This window comes from Pseudomonas sp. S10E 269 (assembly GCF_002798465.1).
Classification (GTDB): domain Bacteria; phylum Pseudomonadota; class Gammaproteobacteria; order Pseudomonadales; family Pseudomonadaceae; genus Aquipseudomonas; species Aquipseudomonas pergaminensis.
Genome location: NZ_PHIJ01000001.1, coordinates 1541189 through 1555952 on the forward strand (window position 1 = coordinate 1541189; position 14764 = coordinate 1555952).

Genomic DNA, 14764 nt, shown 5'->3' on the forward strand with positions numbered 1-14764 from the left:
TTATGAGGACAGGTACGAAGACCGTGTCAGGCCCAAACGCAGCGCATCCAGGAACTGGGTACGCTCCGCCGCACTGATCTTCGCGCTCGCACACTTGTCGCGGTAATGCGTCATCAACTCCTCCGGCGACAAGTGCACGTAGCGCAGCATGTCTTCGATGGTGTCGTGGGTCTCGATCCCGGCGCTGTACACCGAACCGTCTTCACGCTGGTAGATGTTCACCGAGTCGGTGTCACCAAACAGGTTGTGCATGTCGCCGAGGATTTCCTGGTAAGCCCCCACCAGGAAGATGCCCAGCAGGTAGTCCTCGCCTTCGTTCAAACCGTGCACCGGCAGGCTGGTCTCGATCGACTGCTCGTCGACGTACTGCTTGATCTTGCCGTCGGAGTCGCAGGTCAGGTCTTGCAGTACGGCACGGCGCAGCGGCTCTTCGTCGAGGCGGTGCAGCGGCAGGATTGGCAGTACCTGGCCGATGGCCCAGGTGTCCGGCAGGCTCTGGAACACCGAGAAGTTGCAGATGTACTTGTCGGCCAGCTTGTCGTTGAGCTCGTCCAGCACTTGGCGGTGCGAGCGCTGACGGGCCTTGAGCGAGTTATGCAGGCGGCGGCACACGGCGAAGTAGCACTGCTCGGCCAGGGCTTTCTCGGCCAGGGTCAGTTTGCCGTCGGCGTACTGGGTGGCCACGTCGCTCATGTAGTGAGTGGCGCGCCAGTAGGTTTCGGTGACCATCTCGATGTCGGTCGGCCCCAGCAGGTCCACCAGCCATTGCACGGTTTCCGGCAGGCTTTCCTTGTTTTCGATGGTCGGGATTTCGTCGTTGTGTTTCTCGACGTCAGTCACCTGCACCACCAGCATGGCGTGGTGGGCGGTCAGGGAACGGCCGCTTTCAGAGAAGATGTTCGGGTGCGGCAGGCTCTGCGCGTCGCAGAATTCCTTGAGCATGCCCACGACCACGCCGGCGTAGTCGTCCATGTCGTAGTTGATCGAGCTGGCGTTACGCGAGTGCGTACCGTCGTAGTCCACGCCCAGGCCACCGCCCACGTCGATGTGGTCCACCGGCAGGCCGAGGTTGCGCAGCTCGCCGTAGTAACGGATGGCTTCCTTGAAGCCGTGCTGGTAGTCGGCCAGGTTGGCGATCTGCGAGCCCATGTGGAAGTGCAGCAGGCGGATGCCCTGGTCCAGGCCCGCCGCGCGGAAGCGCTCGACCACGGACAGCAACTGCGCCGCCGACAGGCCGAACTTGGACTTCTCACCACCGGTGTCTGCCCACTTGCTCGACGCCAGCGACGACAAGCGCACGCGCAGGCCGACCTGTGGCTTGACCTTGAGGCTGGCAGCCTCTTCGATCACCAGCTCAACTTCGGATTCTTTCTCGATCACGATAAACACGTTGTGGCCGAGCTTCTGGCCCATCAGCGCGAGGCGGATGAACTCACGGTCCTTGTAACCGTTGCAGACAATGGTGCCGCCCTTCGGCGCCAGGGCCAATACCGCCAGCAGCTCAGGCTTGGAGCCGGCTTCAAGGCCGATGGACACGTTCTGGGTGGCGATGATGTTCTCGATCACCGCTTCCTGCTGGTTCACCTTGATCGGGTACAGCGCGGTGTACTTGCTCTGGTATTCCAGACGCTCGATGTTGGCATCGAATGCCCCGGTGAGCTGGCGCACGCGGTCTTGCAAGATGTCGGGGAAGCGCACCAGCAGCGGCAGCGAAAGGCCGCTTTTACGCAACTCGTCGACTTGCTCGTACAGATCGACCGGCGTGCTGTTCGGGCCGTTCGGACGGACTTCTACGCGACCGGCTTCATTGATCGCGAAATACCCGGCCCCCCAATGGCGAATCCCGTAAACACTGCGGCTGTCCGCAACTGTCCATTGGCTGCCATCGTCTTTGCGTGTGCGTCGTACGGACATCGAAGTCCCCTATAAATGAAGGCGAAAGCGCCGCCCCTGGTTGAGGCTGGCGCAGTCTAAAGAATGAAAATGACGATTTGCCTGCGTGCAAGGTAGGACCCCACGCGCAGGACAGAGTTTAGACACAGGTCGGGAAGAGGCTCTCAGCCGCCGGACTTCTTGGCCTTGTACCCGAGCTTGATCAGCTCGGCCAACAGTAGCTCGACGTGATCGCCCTGGATCTCGATGACACCGTCTTTCAACGCACCACCGGTGCCGCAGCGCTTTTTCAGCGCAGTGGCGAGTTCCTTCAGCGCGTCTTCGGCCAGCGGCACGCCGGTGATGGTGGTCACCGTCTTGCCGCCACGGCCCTTGCTCTCGCGTCGCACGCGGGCAATACCGTCGCCTTCAGGGATCAGGGTCTGTTTGCAGGTACACAAATCCACGGGCTGACGACAGTCCGGGCAGTGTCGACCTGCGTCGGTGGAAAATACCAGGCCACCAAGGGCGGCGAAGGATGCGGCTTTTTTGGCCACCGGCAATCCTCTTGGGAGGACAAAGACTGATCGACACCTTCGAAGAGGTTGTCGACCGCGAAGCCCCACTCAGGCAGGGGCAGCGCTACCGAACCGCCAAGGCGGTTCGGGTGAAAAGTCGCGCAGTGTAACCACAAAAAGCCGACTTGCTAAGAGCCAAATGGCGCCAATTTATGCAACTTTAGCGACGCAACGCCAGATAGCGCCGCAACCCCTCTTGGGCGTCCGGGCAGTAAGGCTTTTGTTCGGCCTCCTGCAGGACGGTTTCGATAGGTAAAAAGCGCGCTTCCATGACCTCTTCCGGCTGCAGGCGCAGTGGCCCATCCCAGACGGCAGAGTAGGATTTACACCAGAGCCGGCTGTCGCCATCCTCGAAATAGAAATGGTCGTGCTCGACCAACTCCACTCCGCTGACGCCCAGTTCTTCCTCCAGCTCGCGGGCGGCCGACAGTGAATAGGATTCACCCGCCGCTACCATTCCACCCGCCGCCGTGTCCCAGAACCCTGGATACATGGCTTTGCTCAGCGTGCGCCGATGCACACACAGCTCGCCACGGGAGTTGAACAGGAAGATAAAAGTGCAACGGCCAATCAGGCCGCGCCGGCGCAGGTCGGACCTGACGAGGGTGCCGAGCAGGGTGTCCCGCTCGTCGACCCAGCAGATCAGTTCAGCATCGGAAGCCGCGCGGTGTGCGGCCTCCTTTTGAGTAGCGTCCATCATCAACCCTGGTTGAGTAGCTGACGCAAGTCGATCACTGCAGCGTTTGCCCGGGAAATATAGTTGGCCATCACCAGCGAGTGGTTCGCCAACACGCCGAAGCCACTGCCGTTGAGAATCATAGGACTCCAAACCGGCTCTTGCGAGGCTTCCAGCTCACGAATGATCTGGCGCACGCTGACGGTGGCGTTTTTCTTGGCCAGCACGTCGGCAAAGTCGACTTCGATGGCGCGCAGCAGGTGCGACAGCGCCCAAGCCTGGCCACGGGCTTCGTAGAACACGTTGTCGATCTGCATCCATGGGGTTTCCACCACTTCTTCATCGACCTGCGGCACCTCACCCGGCGCCAGCGCTTCGGTTTTCAGTGCGGTGTTGAGCTTCACCCGGCCAACGCTGGCCGACAGGCGTTGCGACAGCGAACCCAGGCGGGTAGCGACATCGCCCAGCCAGTTGTTCAGGTTGTCGGCACGCGCATAAAACAGCGCGCCCTTCTGATTCGGGTCGGACAAGCGCGCTTCATAGCGGCTCAGGGAATTGATGCCTTCCTGGTACTCGGACTCGCTGGACGGCAGCACCCAGCTCTTGTTGTCGAAGTTGAAGCGTGGCTCGGCCTTGGCCAGATCAGCGTCTTCGGCCGACTGCGACTGCGAACGGGCAAAGTCTTTACGCAGGGCGCGGGTCAGGTCACGCACCTGCACCAGCACGCCGTATTCCCAGCTCGGCATATTGTCCATCCACAAGCCAGGCGGGAAGCGGTCGTTGGAAATGTAGCCACCGGGTTTGTTCAGCAGGGTGCCGACCACGGTCTTGAGGGTTTCGACGGTGGTAAAGCCCACCACCATCTGCTTGCCGTCTTTTTCGGCGGCAATCTGTGCGTTCTGCTGGACCGGAAACAGCGCCGGCTCTTCGCTCCAGTACCAGCCCAGGGCGCCGGTGACCAACAGGTACAGGCCGAGCACGCTGAGCACGGCACGGCTCATCAGCACGGTACGAAGATAGCTGCGGTTGGCCGACTTGGGCTCAGGGGCGGGGCCTTTGGCACTGCCTGCACGGTTTTTCCAGTCCAGCATAGCGATATCCTTTCAATCACTTGAGTTCATGCACTTGAATTGATGGCGTGCGTTCAAACACTCCGACCACAACCCTACCCCATCGTGCCCGCGCGTGCGGGGGTTTTCGCCAAACTGGCGCACAGGAGGCATTGGACTATAAAGGATGCACGCTTTTTACGCTGCGCGACCATCGAGTCAGCAACTGAATACGCGGAACACGTAGTTTATTGATGTATGACACTCATCCCATGGAAAAGAGGTGCTAGCATAGAGCCATCAGTCGACCTCAGCATGCACCCTAACTAGTAGTCAGGATATGACCGAGCCAGAAGACCCCAGCCGTGAGCGTCTCAAGCAGCACTTTGCCCAGCGGGTAATTCATCAGGCACGTCAAATTCTTGAGATCTGGCAGCGCCTGCAACGTAGCGAATGGACCGGCACCGACCTTTCCGAACTCAGCGAAGCCAATTTGCGCCTGCTGCGTTTCGCCGAGCGTTTCGAACAACCGGAACACAGCCAGTTGGCGCAGCACATCGGTGCATCCCTCAAGGCGGTGGACGAGAACCGTGGGCGCCTGAGCAGCCACCTGATCACCGAACTCAACCGTTTGATGCAGCGCCTGTCCCGCACCGGCCTGCGCCAGGGCGACCAGCTGGAACAAACCTTCCTGCCGCCGATGCGCAAGCCGATCTACGTGATGCTGGCCGATCACGACCGCGCCGAGCGCCTGGCCAAGCAGCTGGAGTTCTTTGGCATGAGCGCCCAGTCCCTCGACAGTGTGGCCGCGTTTCGCGCGTCGATGGCCGAGCGCCTGCCTTCGGCCATTGTGATGGACGTGGATTTCTGCGGCACCGGCCTGGGCCTCAAGCTCGCCGCCGAAGCCCAGGAAGGCCTGGAACAAAAGCTGCCGCTGCTGTTTTTCAGCCTGCACGAAACCGACACCCCTACCCGCCTGGCCGCCGTGCGCGCCGGGGGCCAGGAGTTCCTGACCGGTACGCTGGAAGCCTCCAGCCTGCTGGAAAAGATCGAAGTGCTCACCTGCGTCGCCCAGTACGAGCCCTATAAGGTGTTGATCATCGACGACTCGCGGGCCCAGGCGCTGCACACTGAGCGGCTGCTCAACAGTGCCGGCATCGTCACCCGCACGTTGATCGAACCGATCCAGGCCATGGCCGAGCTGGCGGACTTCCAGCCCGACCTGATCATCCTCGACATGTACATGCCTGCCTGCACCGGTACGGAACTGGCCAAGGTGATCCGCCATAACGACCGCTACGTCAGTGTGCCGATCATCTACCTGTCGGCCGAAGACGACCTGGACAAGCAACTGGATGCCATGAGCGAAGGCGGCGACGACTTCCTCACCAAACCGATCAAGCCGCGCCACCTGATCACCACCGTGCGCAACCGTGCGGCCCGCGCGCGCAACCTCAAGGCGCGGATGGTGCGCGACAGCCTGACGGGGTTGTACAACCACACTCACATCCTGCAACTGCTCGAAGACTGCAGCTTCCGCGCACGCCGCGAGAACAAGCCATTGAGCTTTGCCATGCTCGACATCGACCACTTCAAACGGGTCAATGACAGCCACGGCCACCCCATGGGCGACCGCGTGATCAAGAGCCTGGCGCTGTTTCTTAAGCAGCGCCTGCGCAAGACCGACTACATCGGGCGCTACGGCGGTGAAGAGTTCGCCATCGTGATGCCCGATACCGATCTGGAATCGGCGTGCCGGGTGCTGGATGAGATTCGCGGGCGTTTTGCCGAGATCCATTACCCGGCCCAGCCCCAGGATTTGTGGTGCACCTTCAGCGCCGGACTGGTGGAGCTGTGCGACGGCTCCGACAGCCTGATGATGGCCGCCCAGGCGGACGAGGCGCTGTACCGCGCCAAGGATGCCGGGCGTAACCGCGTACAGGCCGCACGCACATCAAAGCAAAGTGCCACCTTTTCACCAGAATCAACTGATTCGGTCATAACCTTGTAATGAAAACGCAATAACTTCAGGCACTTATCTTTTGCCGTCGGTTGAAACCACGCATGCGCCTGAAGCTGCTGACCAATCTCAATACCCTTCTTCTAGTGGCCGTGTGCCTGGCGCTCGGGGCGACGCTGTGGTGGTCGCAACGGGCGCTGGAACGGCCTTACCTGCTGATGGAGCGCTACCTGAGCCTGTCGCAGACTTTCCAGAACCAAGCCGCGCGCAATATCGACGACTACCTGGCCAGCGGTGATGCGCTGCGCTTGAGCAGTGCCAGCCAGAGCCTCGAAGGCGTGTTGCAGCATCTGGATGAACTGCCGGCGGACCTCGCGCAAAACCTGCGCCCGAGCCTGGTAGACCTGGACACATTCAGCAAGACCGACTTGCTGGCTGCCGGCAAGCTGGCTGGCGACCCACAAGCCTTGCTGCTGCAGGCCGAGCGCGAGTTGGGCGCGAACCTGGAACAACTGAGCCAGTACGCTATCGGCGTGAATTCCCCCGAAGCTGCACGCTATTTGCCCCCCCTGCTGGCTGCCGCACAGCACCTGGGCAAACTGTCCCTGGCCCGCGACAAGTTGGTGAGCAGTGGTCGTGCGGAGCTGGCCGATGATGTGGAGCGTGAAGTCGGCAACATCCGCAGCCAGGCTGATGTGTTGGAACAATTGCCGTTGCTTGGGGTGAAGGCCAGCGCCGACTCCAACACCGATGATTTTTCTGCGCTGATGGGCTTGGAAAACACCGAAAAAACCGAAGCCCAGGACACCGGCGTCGACCTCAAGCGCGAACTCAACAGCCTGTTGACCCGCTACCCAGCCGAACTCAAGCGCACCCGTGAACAGATCCAACAACGCGCCGACCTGGCCGCCAGCACCCACCTGAAAATCAATGCCGTGCAGCAAGCGATCGCCGGCCTGGAACCGGTGGTGCGCGCGCAGCACGGCAAGATCCAGGGCGAAGTGCGCCTGATGCAAGGCGTGATGATCGGCCTGATCCTGCTGATCGCACTGCTGATCGACACGCTGCAACGCCGCCTGGCGCGGGTGCTGACCAACCTGGCGCCGGCCTTGTCGACTTGGGCCGAAGGTGACTTCAGCCGGCCGATTGCCCTGGGCAAGACCAACCGCGAGTTGCACGATATCGAAGCCTCGTTGAACCGCCTGCGGGCCTACTTGGTTGATCTGGTTGGTACCATTCGCGGCAATGCCGAGGAAGTCGCCGGCAGCAGCCGCGCCCTCGCCGAACTGAGCAGCGGCCTGCACGACGGCGCCGAGCGCCAGGCCGGGGATACCGCGCAGATCCGCGATTCGCTGGGCGAACTGGAAGCGACCATCCAGCAAGTCGCCGGCGATGCCAGCCAGGCGGCGGGCGCCAGCCGAAGCGCTGGCCAGGCGGTGGAGCAAGGCCAGCGCGTGATCGGCCTGAGCCTGACCGGGCTGCACGCCCTGGTGGGCGAAGTGCAGCAAAACGCGCAGATGATCGAAAAACTCGCAGAAGAATCCGCCACCATCGGCGGGGTGCTGACCGTGATTCGCGCCATTGCCGACCAGACCAACTTGCTGGCCCTCAACGCGGCCATCGAGGCCGCGCGCGCCGGTGAGGCCGGCCGTGGTTTTGCCGTGGTCGCCGACGAGGTCCGTTCGCTGGCCCAGCGTACCGCCGGGGCCACGGCAGAAATCCAGACCTTGATCGCCGGCCTGCAAAACGCCGCCCACCAATCCGTGCAAGGCATGCGCGCCCAGGTCGAACATGCCGAAGCCACCGCCCAGCAGGCGCAGGCGGCGGACGGCGCGCTGGATGAAATTGTCGGCGCGATCCAGACCATTTCCGACACCGCCGTGCGCATCGCCGATGTGACCGCGCAGCAAAGTGGTGCCGTCAGTGAAATTCGCGACAACAGTGAGCGGATTCACCAGTTGGGCGAGGACAACTTGCTACGGATTGGGCAGGGCCGCAGCCAGGGTGAGCACTTGCTGGTGCTGGGTGGGCAACTCAACACGGCCGTCCAAGCCTTCCGCGTTTAGCGTGCAGACGATCAAAACGGTAGGAGCCGGCTTGCCGGCGATAGGGCCCTCAAGATCGCCATCGCCGGCAAGCCGGCTCCTACAGGAATGTGTTCCCGGCCTCACACATGACCGAATTCAGGGCCACAGTCACAAATTTCGCGCTATCCTCGGTAATCGTGCTGGCTACTGCATAGAACTGGACAGTCACAAAGGCTTTGCGGCATAGTCGCCGGGTTCTGCCGTACCCACATCAATAACAAGGAACAGCCGATGGCGACCTTACTGGTTCTTCACGGACCCAACCTGAACCTGCTCGGCACCCGCGAACCGGGCGTCTACGGGGCAGTCACCCTGGACCAGATCAACCTCGATCTTGAACGCAGGGCGCGTGAAGCCGGCCACCATCTGCTCTACCTGCAAAGCAATGCCGAGTACGAATTGATTGATCGTATCCATGCCGCGCGCGGCGAAGGCGTGGACTTTATCCTGATCAATCCCGCCGCTTTTACGCACACAAGTGTTGCATTACGTGACGCGCTGCTGGCGGTGAGCATCCCATTCATCGAAGTGCATTTGTCGAACGTGCACAAACGCGAACCTTTCCGCCATCACTCTTACTTCTCCGACGTAGCGGTAGGAGTGATCTGCGGCCTTGGCGCCAGCGGTTACCGACTGGCCCTGGAGGCCGCCCTGGAACAGCTTGAAGAACAGGCCAAGCGCCCCTGACCGACCCTTGGGAGTTGATGATTCATGGATATCCGTAAAGTTAAGAAACTGATCGAACTGCTGGAAGAATCCGGTATCGACGAGCTGGAAATCAAGGAAGGCGAAGAGTCCGTACGGATCAGCCGTCACAGCAAGACCCCGGCCCAACAGTTCTACGCGCCACAGATGCAAGCGCCGGCTCCAGCCGCTGCTGCACCGGCCGCCGCCCCTGCTGCTGCCGCTGCACCTGCCGCCCCGGCTGCACCTGCGCTGAACGGCTTCGTGGTCAAGTCGCCAATGGTCGGTACCTTCTACCGCACCCCGGCACCGACCTCGCCAGCCTTCGTTGAAGTCGGCGCAACCGTGAAAGTGGGCGACACCATCTGCATCGTTGAAGCGATGAAGATGATGAACCACATCACGGCTGAAAAAGCCGGCGTCATCGAATCCATCCTGGTAGAAAACGGTCAGCCGGTTGAGTACGACCAGCCGCTGTTCACCATCGTTTGAACCGCGGAGCGCCTTCGATGTTGAAACCTGCGAAGAAACTGCAAAAAGTCCTGATCGCCAACCGCGGCGAGATTGCGCTGCGTATCCTGCGCGCCTGTAAGGAAGAGGGCATCAAGACCGTCGCTGTTTACTCGACGGCCGATACCGAATTGATGCACGTGAAACTGGCGGACGAAAGCATCTGCATCGGCCCGCCACTGGCCACGAACTCGTACCTGAAAGTCTCGAACATCATCGCTGCCGCTGAAGTGACCGGCGCTGATGGCATCCACCCGGGCTACGGCTTCCTCGCGGAAAACGCCGATTTCGCCGAGCAGGTGGAAAAATCCGGGTTTGCCTTCATCGGCCCGAAAGCCGAAACCATTCGCCTGATGGGCGACAAGGTTTCTGCCAAGGACGCCATGATCGCCGCCGGCGTGCCAACCGTTCCTGGTTCCGACGGCCCGCTGCCGGAAGACGAGGAAACCGCTCTGCGCATTGGTCGTGAAGTCGGTTACCCGGTGATCATCAAGGCCGCCGGTGGCGGTGGTGGTCGCGGCATGCGCGTGGTGCACAAGGAAGAAGACCTGATCGAAGCCGCCAAGCAGACTCGCTCCGAAGCGGGCGCCTGGTTCGGCAACCCAATGGTCTACCTGGAAAAATACCTGACCAACCCACGTCACGTGGAAGTCCAGGTACTGTCCGACGGCCAGGGCCACGCCATCCACCTGGGCGACCGCGATTGCTCGCTGCAGCGCCGTCACCAGAAGGTGTTGGAAGAAGCGCCGGCACCGGGCCTGGATGAAAAGGCTCGCCAGGAAGTCCTGGCTCGCTGCGTCAAGGCGTGCATCGACATCAACTACCGTGGCGCTGGTACCTTTGAGTTCCTCTACGAGAATGGCCGTTTCTACTTCATCGAGATGAACACTCGCGTGCAGGTAGAGCACCCGGTGTCGGAGATGGTCACCGGTATCGACATCGTCAAGGAGATGCTGAGCATCGCCGCCGGCAACCCGCTGTCCTTCACCCAGGATGACGTGAAGATGCACGGCCACTCCCTGGAGTGCCGCATCAACGCCGAAGACCCGAAAACCTTTATCCCAAGTCCAGGCCTGGTCAAGCATTTCCATGCACCCGGCGGCAACGGCGTTCGCGTCGATTCGCACCTGTACAGCGGCTACAAGGTTCCGTCCAACTACGACTCGCTGATCGGCAAGCTGATCACCTGGGGCGCCACCCGCGACGAGGCCATGGCCCGTATGCGCAACGCCCTGGACGAAATCGTGGTGGACGGCATCAAGACCAACATCCCGCTGCATCGGGACCTGGTGCGTGATGAAGGCTTCTGCGAAGGTGGTGTGAACATTCACTACCTGGAACACAAGCTGGCTAACCAGTAAGTGCTCCACCCAACAAGGCCGCCTTCGGGCGGCTTTGTTGTTTCTGGGCCCTGGGTTTTGCTGGATGGATACATCACCCTGTGGGAGCGGGCTTGCTCGCGAATGCGGTGCATCAGCTAAAATACTCTTCACTGACTCACCGCATTCGCGAGCAAGCCCGCTCCCACATTTGTTATGTGTACACCCCTCCCGCCGCTCGCGTAAACTTGCGCCCTTTCGCAGCCCCACCCCGCTGCACACTCATTTTTTTCAAAGGTGCCCGCCATGCCTTGGCTGCAAGTCCGTCTCGCCATCAGCCCAGAACAAGCCGAAACCTATGAAGACGCTTTCCTCGAAGTAGGCGCTGTCTCAGTCACGTTCATGGACGCCGAAGACCAACCGATCTTCGAGCCGGAACTGAACACCACCCCGCTGTGGTCGCACACCCATTTGCTGGCCCTGTTCGAAGACGGCACCGATGCCGCCGCCGTGCTGGCCCATATGGAATTGCTCACCGGCAGCCCGCTGCCCGAGCATCACAGTGAAGTCATCGAAGACCAGGACTGGGAACGCAGTTGGATGGATAACTTCCAGCCGATGCGTTTCGGCCAGCGCCTGTGGATCGTGCCAAGCTGGCACGCCGCGCCTGAGCCGGATGCCGTCAACCTGCTGCTGGACCCGGGCCTGGCGTTCGGTACCGGCACCCACCCGACCACCGCGCTGTGTCTGGAATGGCTGGATGGCCAGGACCTGACCGACAGCCACGTGCTGGACTTCGGCTGCGGCTCGGGGATTCTGGCGATTGCCGCCCTGCTGCTGGGCGCCAAGGAAGCCGTGGGCACCGATATCGACGTGCAAGCCCTGGAAGCCTCCCGCGACAACGCCGGGCGCAACAACATCCCGGAAGGCAAATTCCCACTTTACCTACCGGAGCAATTGCCCCAGGTGCAGGCCGACGTGCTGGTGGCCAACATCCTCGCCGGCCCGCTGGTGTCACTGGCACCGCAGCTGTCGAGCCTGGTCAAGCCGGGTGGCCGCCTGGCGCTGTCGGGCATCCTGGCCGAGCAAGGCGAAGACGTTGCCGCCGCCTACGCGAAGGATTTCGAGCTGGATCCGATCGCCAACCGTGATGGCTGGGTACGCATCAGCGGTCGTCGGCGCTAGAATGAGCGCTTGCCTGAATCGGATGGCCGCATGACCGACAGTTTCGTCACCCAGTGCCCGCATTGCCAATCGCGTTTTCGCGTCAGTCACGCTCAATTGAGCGTGGCCCGTGGCGTGGTTCGCTGCGGCTCGTGCCTGCAAGTGTTCAACGCCGCTCGCCAATTGCTGGAGCAGCGCGCAGCCGGCACCGCCGCGCCTGAGCTGCCGGCGGCGACCGAGCCGGAGCCGGAACCGACGCGGGCAATCAGCCAGAAACAGTGGACGGCCGAAGAGCTGGACCTGGATAACCTGGACCTGGACGAAGAACTGGCCAAGCTGGAACGCCGCGAGATTCAACACACACTGCCCGTCAGTGCGGAACGCCGCCAGGCGGGCGCCGATCGTCGCCAAAAGGAAGAGTCCCTCAGTGCCAGCCGTGACACGGTCAAGGCCGAAGAGGAAAAATGGGCCGCCAGCCTGTTCAGCGAGCCGCCCGAAGAGCGCCCCCCGGCCACTGAAACCGAGCCGACGCATACGCCGGCGACCCGGCAGCGCACCGAGCCGTCGATGTCGCTGCACGTTGACGATCTCGACGACGAACCGCCACTGCGCTCCACGCCAGACGATGACCACATCGACCCGCCGTTCACGCCGCTGACCAAAGCCGCGGAAGCCGCCGACCCCGACGAGCGCCCGCCCTTGCGGCGCAAACGCCCACGCCCTGAAGCCAGCGTCCATGACGATGTGCTGCAGGACCTGGAAGACGACCCGCTGCATCTCTACGCGCAAAAACGTCCGTCGGGCTGGGGCCGTCGCCTGATCTGGCTGTTGCTGGTCCTGATCGCCGCCGCAGGCCTGGCAGGCCAGTACATTGCCTACCAATTCGACGACCTGGCCCGCCAGGACGCCTATCGCCCCTGGTTCCAGCAACTGTGCCCCACACTGGGCTGCACGGTGCCGTCGCGGGTCGATATCGCGCACATCAAGAGCAGCAACCTGGTGGTGCGCAGCCATCCGGATTTCGCCGGGGCGCTGGTGGTGGACGCGATCATCTACAACCGTGCGACCTTCTCCCAGCCCTTCCCGCTGCTGGAGCTGCGTTTCGCCGACCTGAATGGCAGCCTGATTGCCAGCCGTCGCTTCAAACCCGCCGAATACCTCAGCGGTGAGTTGGCCGGAGTAAGCGAAATGCCATCGCAGACCCCGATCCATATCTCCCTGGATATCCTCGATCCGGGCAATAAAGCCGTGAATTACAGCCTGAGCTTTCACTCGCCCGAGTGAATCGGTTCACGCACTGAGGTTTGACGGCGGGTTATTGACTAAGCCCCGCGCAACCAAACCGACGGCGATAAAGAAATAACTGTTCAGATTTTATCCAATTCAGCCTTTATCCAGTCATCGAGAGCGGGTATCATGCCAACCCTTTTTCGAACTCTAATGATCCGGCCCCACAACAGGGAAGTCCTATGTCGGCGGTACGCATCGGCCCATACACATTGCAGAACGGCTTGATTCTCGCCCCCATGGCGGGCGTCACCGACCAGCCCTTTCGTCAGCTGTGCAAGCGTTTGGGCGCGGGTCTAGTAGTCTCGGAAATGGTCACCAGCGACATGAGCTTGTGGAACACCCGCAAGTCGCGGATGCGCATGATCCACGAAGGTGATCCCGAGCCCCGCTCGGTACAGATCGCCGGTGGTGATGCACAGATGCTGGCGGATGCGGCCCGGGCCAACGTGGAGTTGGGGGCGCAGATCATCGACATCAACATGGGCTGCCCGGCCAAGAAGGTCTGCAACAAGGCCGCCGGTTCCGCGCTGTTGAAAGATGAGCAGTTGGTTGCCGAGATCCTGCAGGCCGTTGTCGCCGCAGTCGATGTGCCGGTCACCCTGAAGATCCGTACCGGCTGGGACCGGGACAACAAGAACGGCCTGACGGTGGCGAAGATCGCCGAACAGGCAGGAATTACAGCGCTGGCGGTGCATGGCCGCACCCGCGCCGACCTTTACACCGGTGAGGCCGAGTACGACACCATCGCTGCGATCAAGCAGGCGGTGTCGATGCCGGTGTTTGCCAATGGCGACATCGATTCAGCCGAGAAAGCCCGGCGCGTGCTGCACGCCACCGGCGCCGATGGCTTGTTGATTGGCCGGGCTGCCCAGGGGCGGCCGTGGATTTTCCGTGAGATCGAGCATTTTCTGCGTACCGGTGAAGTGTTGCCGGCACCGGAGTTGGTCGAGGTGGAACGTATTCTGCTAGAGCATCTGGCCGCCCTGCACGCCTTCTATGGAGACGTGATGGGAGTACGCATTGCTCGCAAGCATGTCGGCTGGTATCTCGCAACCCTGCCGGGCGCCAGGGAGTTTCGCGCCCACTTCAATCGTTTGGATGATACGGAAGCACAATGCGCCAACGTTCGTGAGTTCTTCAGCGAGCGTTACAAGAGCCTGAGGACAGGGGACGGAGAGGGGGTGGCCGCATGACGATGATGACCGAGACTTTAGTGAGTGGAACAGCACCCGTGAGCGACAACGTCAATTTGAAACAGCACCTCAACACGCCGAGCGAAGAAGGCCAGACCCTTCGCGGGAGTGTCGAGAAGGCGCTGCACAATTATTTCGCCCACCTTGAGGGCGCTTCCGTCACGGACGTGTACAACCTGGTGCTCTCCGAAGTCGAGGCGCCCTTGCTCGAAAGCGTGATGAACTACGTCAAGGGCAACCAGACCAAAGCCAGTGAGCTGCTGGGCCTCAACCGTGGCACCTTGCGCAAAAAGCTCAAGCAATACGATTTGCTGTAAGCATTCAATCAAACCAGAAAGGCGCCCGCGTAAAAACGGTCGCCTTTTTTGCTGACTCCTTTGCT

The 14764-nt window shown here is 61.5% G+C and carries 13 protein-coding genes; 9 read left to right on the top strand and 4 right to left on the bottom strand.

Annotated features, from left to right (window positions below; all coding sequences use genetic code 11):
- The 4 genes from speA to CWC48_RS07295 all read right to left on the bottom strand — a co-directional run bounded on the left by speA (window position 1) and on the right by CWC48_RS07295 (window position 4127).
- Window positions 1–1914, bottom strand: a complete 1914-nt coding sequence (gene speA / locus CWC48_RS07280) for an arginine decarboxylase (RefSeq protein WP_078046681.1) — start codon at window positions 1912–1914, stop codon at window positions 1–3.
- A gap of 143 nt (window positions 1915–2057) precedes the next feature.
- Window positions 2058–2429, bottom strand: coding sequence for a translation initiation factor Sui1 (locus CWC48_RS07285; protein ID WP_100491587.1), 372 nt, complete (start codon window positions 2427–2429; stop codon window positions 2058–2060).
- Window positions 2430–2610: 181 nt separating this feature from the next.
- Window positions 2611–3147 (bottom strand): NUDIX hydrolase, encoded by a 537-nt coding sequence (locus tag CWC48_RS07290; RefSeq protein WP_100491588.1) that lies wholly within the window; start codon window positions 3145–3147, stop codon window positions 2611–2613.
- A 2-nt stretch (window positions 3148–3149) separates the two neighbouring features.
- A complete protein-coding gene (locus CWC48_RS07295) occupies window positions 3150–4127 on the bottom strand; it encodes a DUF2333 family protein (protein ID WP_371322043.1) in 978 nt (325 codons plus the stop codon).
- Between the two features lie 388 nt (window positions 4128–4515).
- Between CWC48_RS07295 and CWC48_RS07300 the strand changes: the two genes are divergently transcribed.
- From CWC48_RS07300 to fis, 9 genes are all read left to right on the top strand, one after another.
- Window positions 4516–6186 (top strand): PleD family two-component system response regulator, encoded by a 1671-nt coding sequence (locus tag CWC48_RS07300; protein ID WP_078046678.1) that lies wholly within the window; start codon window positions 4516–4518, stop codon window positions 6184–6186.
- Window positions 6187–7652: 1466 nt separating this feature from the next.
- Window positions 7653–8201 carry a methyl-accepting chemotaxis protein gene (locus CWC48_RS30815; RefSeq protein ID WP_371857068.1) on the top strand — a complete coding sequence of 183 codons (549 nt, stop codon included), beginning with the start codon at window positions 7653–7655 and terminating at the stop codon, window positions 8199–8201.
- Window positions 8202–8453: 252 nt separating this feature from the next.
- Complete coding sequence (gene aroQ / locus CWC48_RS07310; protein ID WP_003171482.1) at window positions 8454–8909, top strand: type II 3-dehydroquinate dehydratase; 456 nt, start codon at window positions 8454–8456, stop codon at window positions 8907–8909.
- A 24-nt stretch (window positions 8910–8933) separates the two neighbouring features.
- On the top strand, window positions 8934–9398 hold the full coding sequence (gene accB / locus CWC48_RS07315; protein ID WP_010213489.1) for an acetyl-CoA carboxylase biotin carboxyl carrier protein: 465 nt from the start codon (window positions 8934–8936) through the stop codon (window positions 9396–9398).
- A gap of 17 nt (window positions 9399–9415) precedes the next feature.
- Window positions 9416–10777, top strand: a complete 1362-nt coding sequence (accC, locus tag CWC48_RS07320) for an acetyl-CoA carboxylase biotin carboxylase subunit (RefSeq protein ID WP_010213490.1) — start codon at window positions 9416–9418, stop codon at window positions 10775–10777.
- Window positions 10778–11041: 264 nt separating this feature from the next.
- Window positions 11042–11920 (top strand): 50S ribosomal protein L11 methyltransferase, encoded by an 879-nt coding sequence (prmA, locus tag CWC48_RS07325; protein ID WP_099493457.1) that lies wholly within the window; start codon window positions 11042–11044, stop codon window positions 11918–11920.
- 30 nt (window positions 11921–11950) lie between these two features.
- Window positions 11951–13183 carry a DUF3426 domain-containing protein gene (locus CWC48_RS07330; RefSeq protein ID WP_100491589.1) on the top strand — a complete coding sequence of 411 codons (1233 nt, stop codon included), beginning with the start codon at window positions 11951–11953 and terminating at the stop codon, window positions 13181–13183.
- Window positions 13184–13368: 185 nt separating this feature from the next.
- Window positions 13369–14382 (top strand): tRNA dihydrouridine synthase DusB, encoded by a 1014-nt coding sequence (gene dusB, locus CWC48_RS07335; RefSeq protein WP_099493459.1) that lies wholly within the window; start codon window positions 13369–13371, stop codon window positions 14380–14382.
- On the top strand, window positions 14379–14699 hold the full coding sequence (fis, locus tag CWC48_RS07340) for a DNA-binding transcriptional regulator Fis (RefSeq protein ID WP_003221275.1): 321 nt from the start codon (window positions 14379–14381) through the stop codon (window positions 14697–14699). Before dusB ends, fis begins: the two co-directional genes overlap by 4 nt.
- The last annotated feature ends 65 nt before the right edge of the window (window positions 14700–14764 follow it).

Coding starts and splice junctions, on each gene's coding strand:
- aroQ (WP_003171482.1), top strand. CDS start 8,454: ATGGCGACCTTACTGGTTCTTCACGGACCCAACCTGAACCTGCTCGGC.
- CWC48_RS07290 (WP_100491588.1), bottom strand. CDS start 3,147: ATGGACGCTACTCAAAAGGAGGCCGCACACCGCGCGGCTTCCGATGCT.
- CWC48_RS07330 (WP_100491589.1), top strand. CDS start 11,951: ATGACCGACAGTTTCGTCACCCAGTGCCCGCATTGCCAATCGCGTTTT.
- dusB (WP_099493459.1), top strand. CDS start 13,369: ATGTCGGCGGTACGCATCGGCCCATACACATTGCAGAACGGCTTGATT.
- CWC48_RS30815 (WP_371857068.1), top strand. CDS start 7,653: ATGATCGAAAAACTCGCAGAAGAATCCGCCACCATCGGCGGGGTGCTG.
- accB (WP_010213489.1), top strand. CDS start 8,934: ATGGATATCCGTAAAGTTAAGAAACTGATCGAACTGCTGGAAGAATCC.
- prmA (WP_099493457.1), top strand. CDS start 11,042: ATGCCTTGGCTGCAAGTCCGTCTCGCCATCAGCCCAGAACAAGCCGAA.
- speA (WP_078046681.1), bottom strand. CDS start 1,914: ATGTCCGTACGACGCACACGCAAAGACGATGGCAGCCAATGGACAGTT.
- CWC48_RS07295 (WP_371322043.1), bottom strand. CDS start 4,127: ATGAGCCGTGCCGTGCTCAGCGTGCTCGGCCTGTACCTGTTGGTCACC.
- fis (WP_003221275.1), top strand. CDS start 14,379: ATGACGATGATGACCGAGACTTTAGTGAGTGGAACAGCACCCGTGAGC.
- accC (WP_010213490.1), top strand. CDS start 9,416: ATGTTGAAACCTGCGAAGAAACTGCAAAAAGTCCTGATCGCCAACCGC.
- CWC48_RS07300 (WP_078046678.1), top strand. CDS start 4,516: ATGACCGAGCCAGAAGACCCCAGCCGTGAGCGTCTCAAGCAGCACTTT.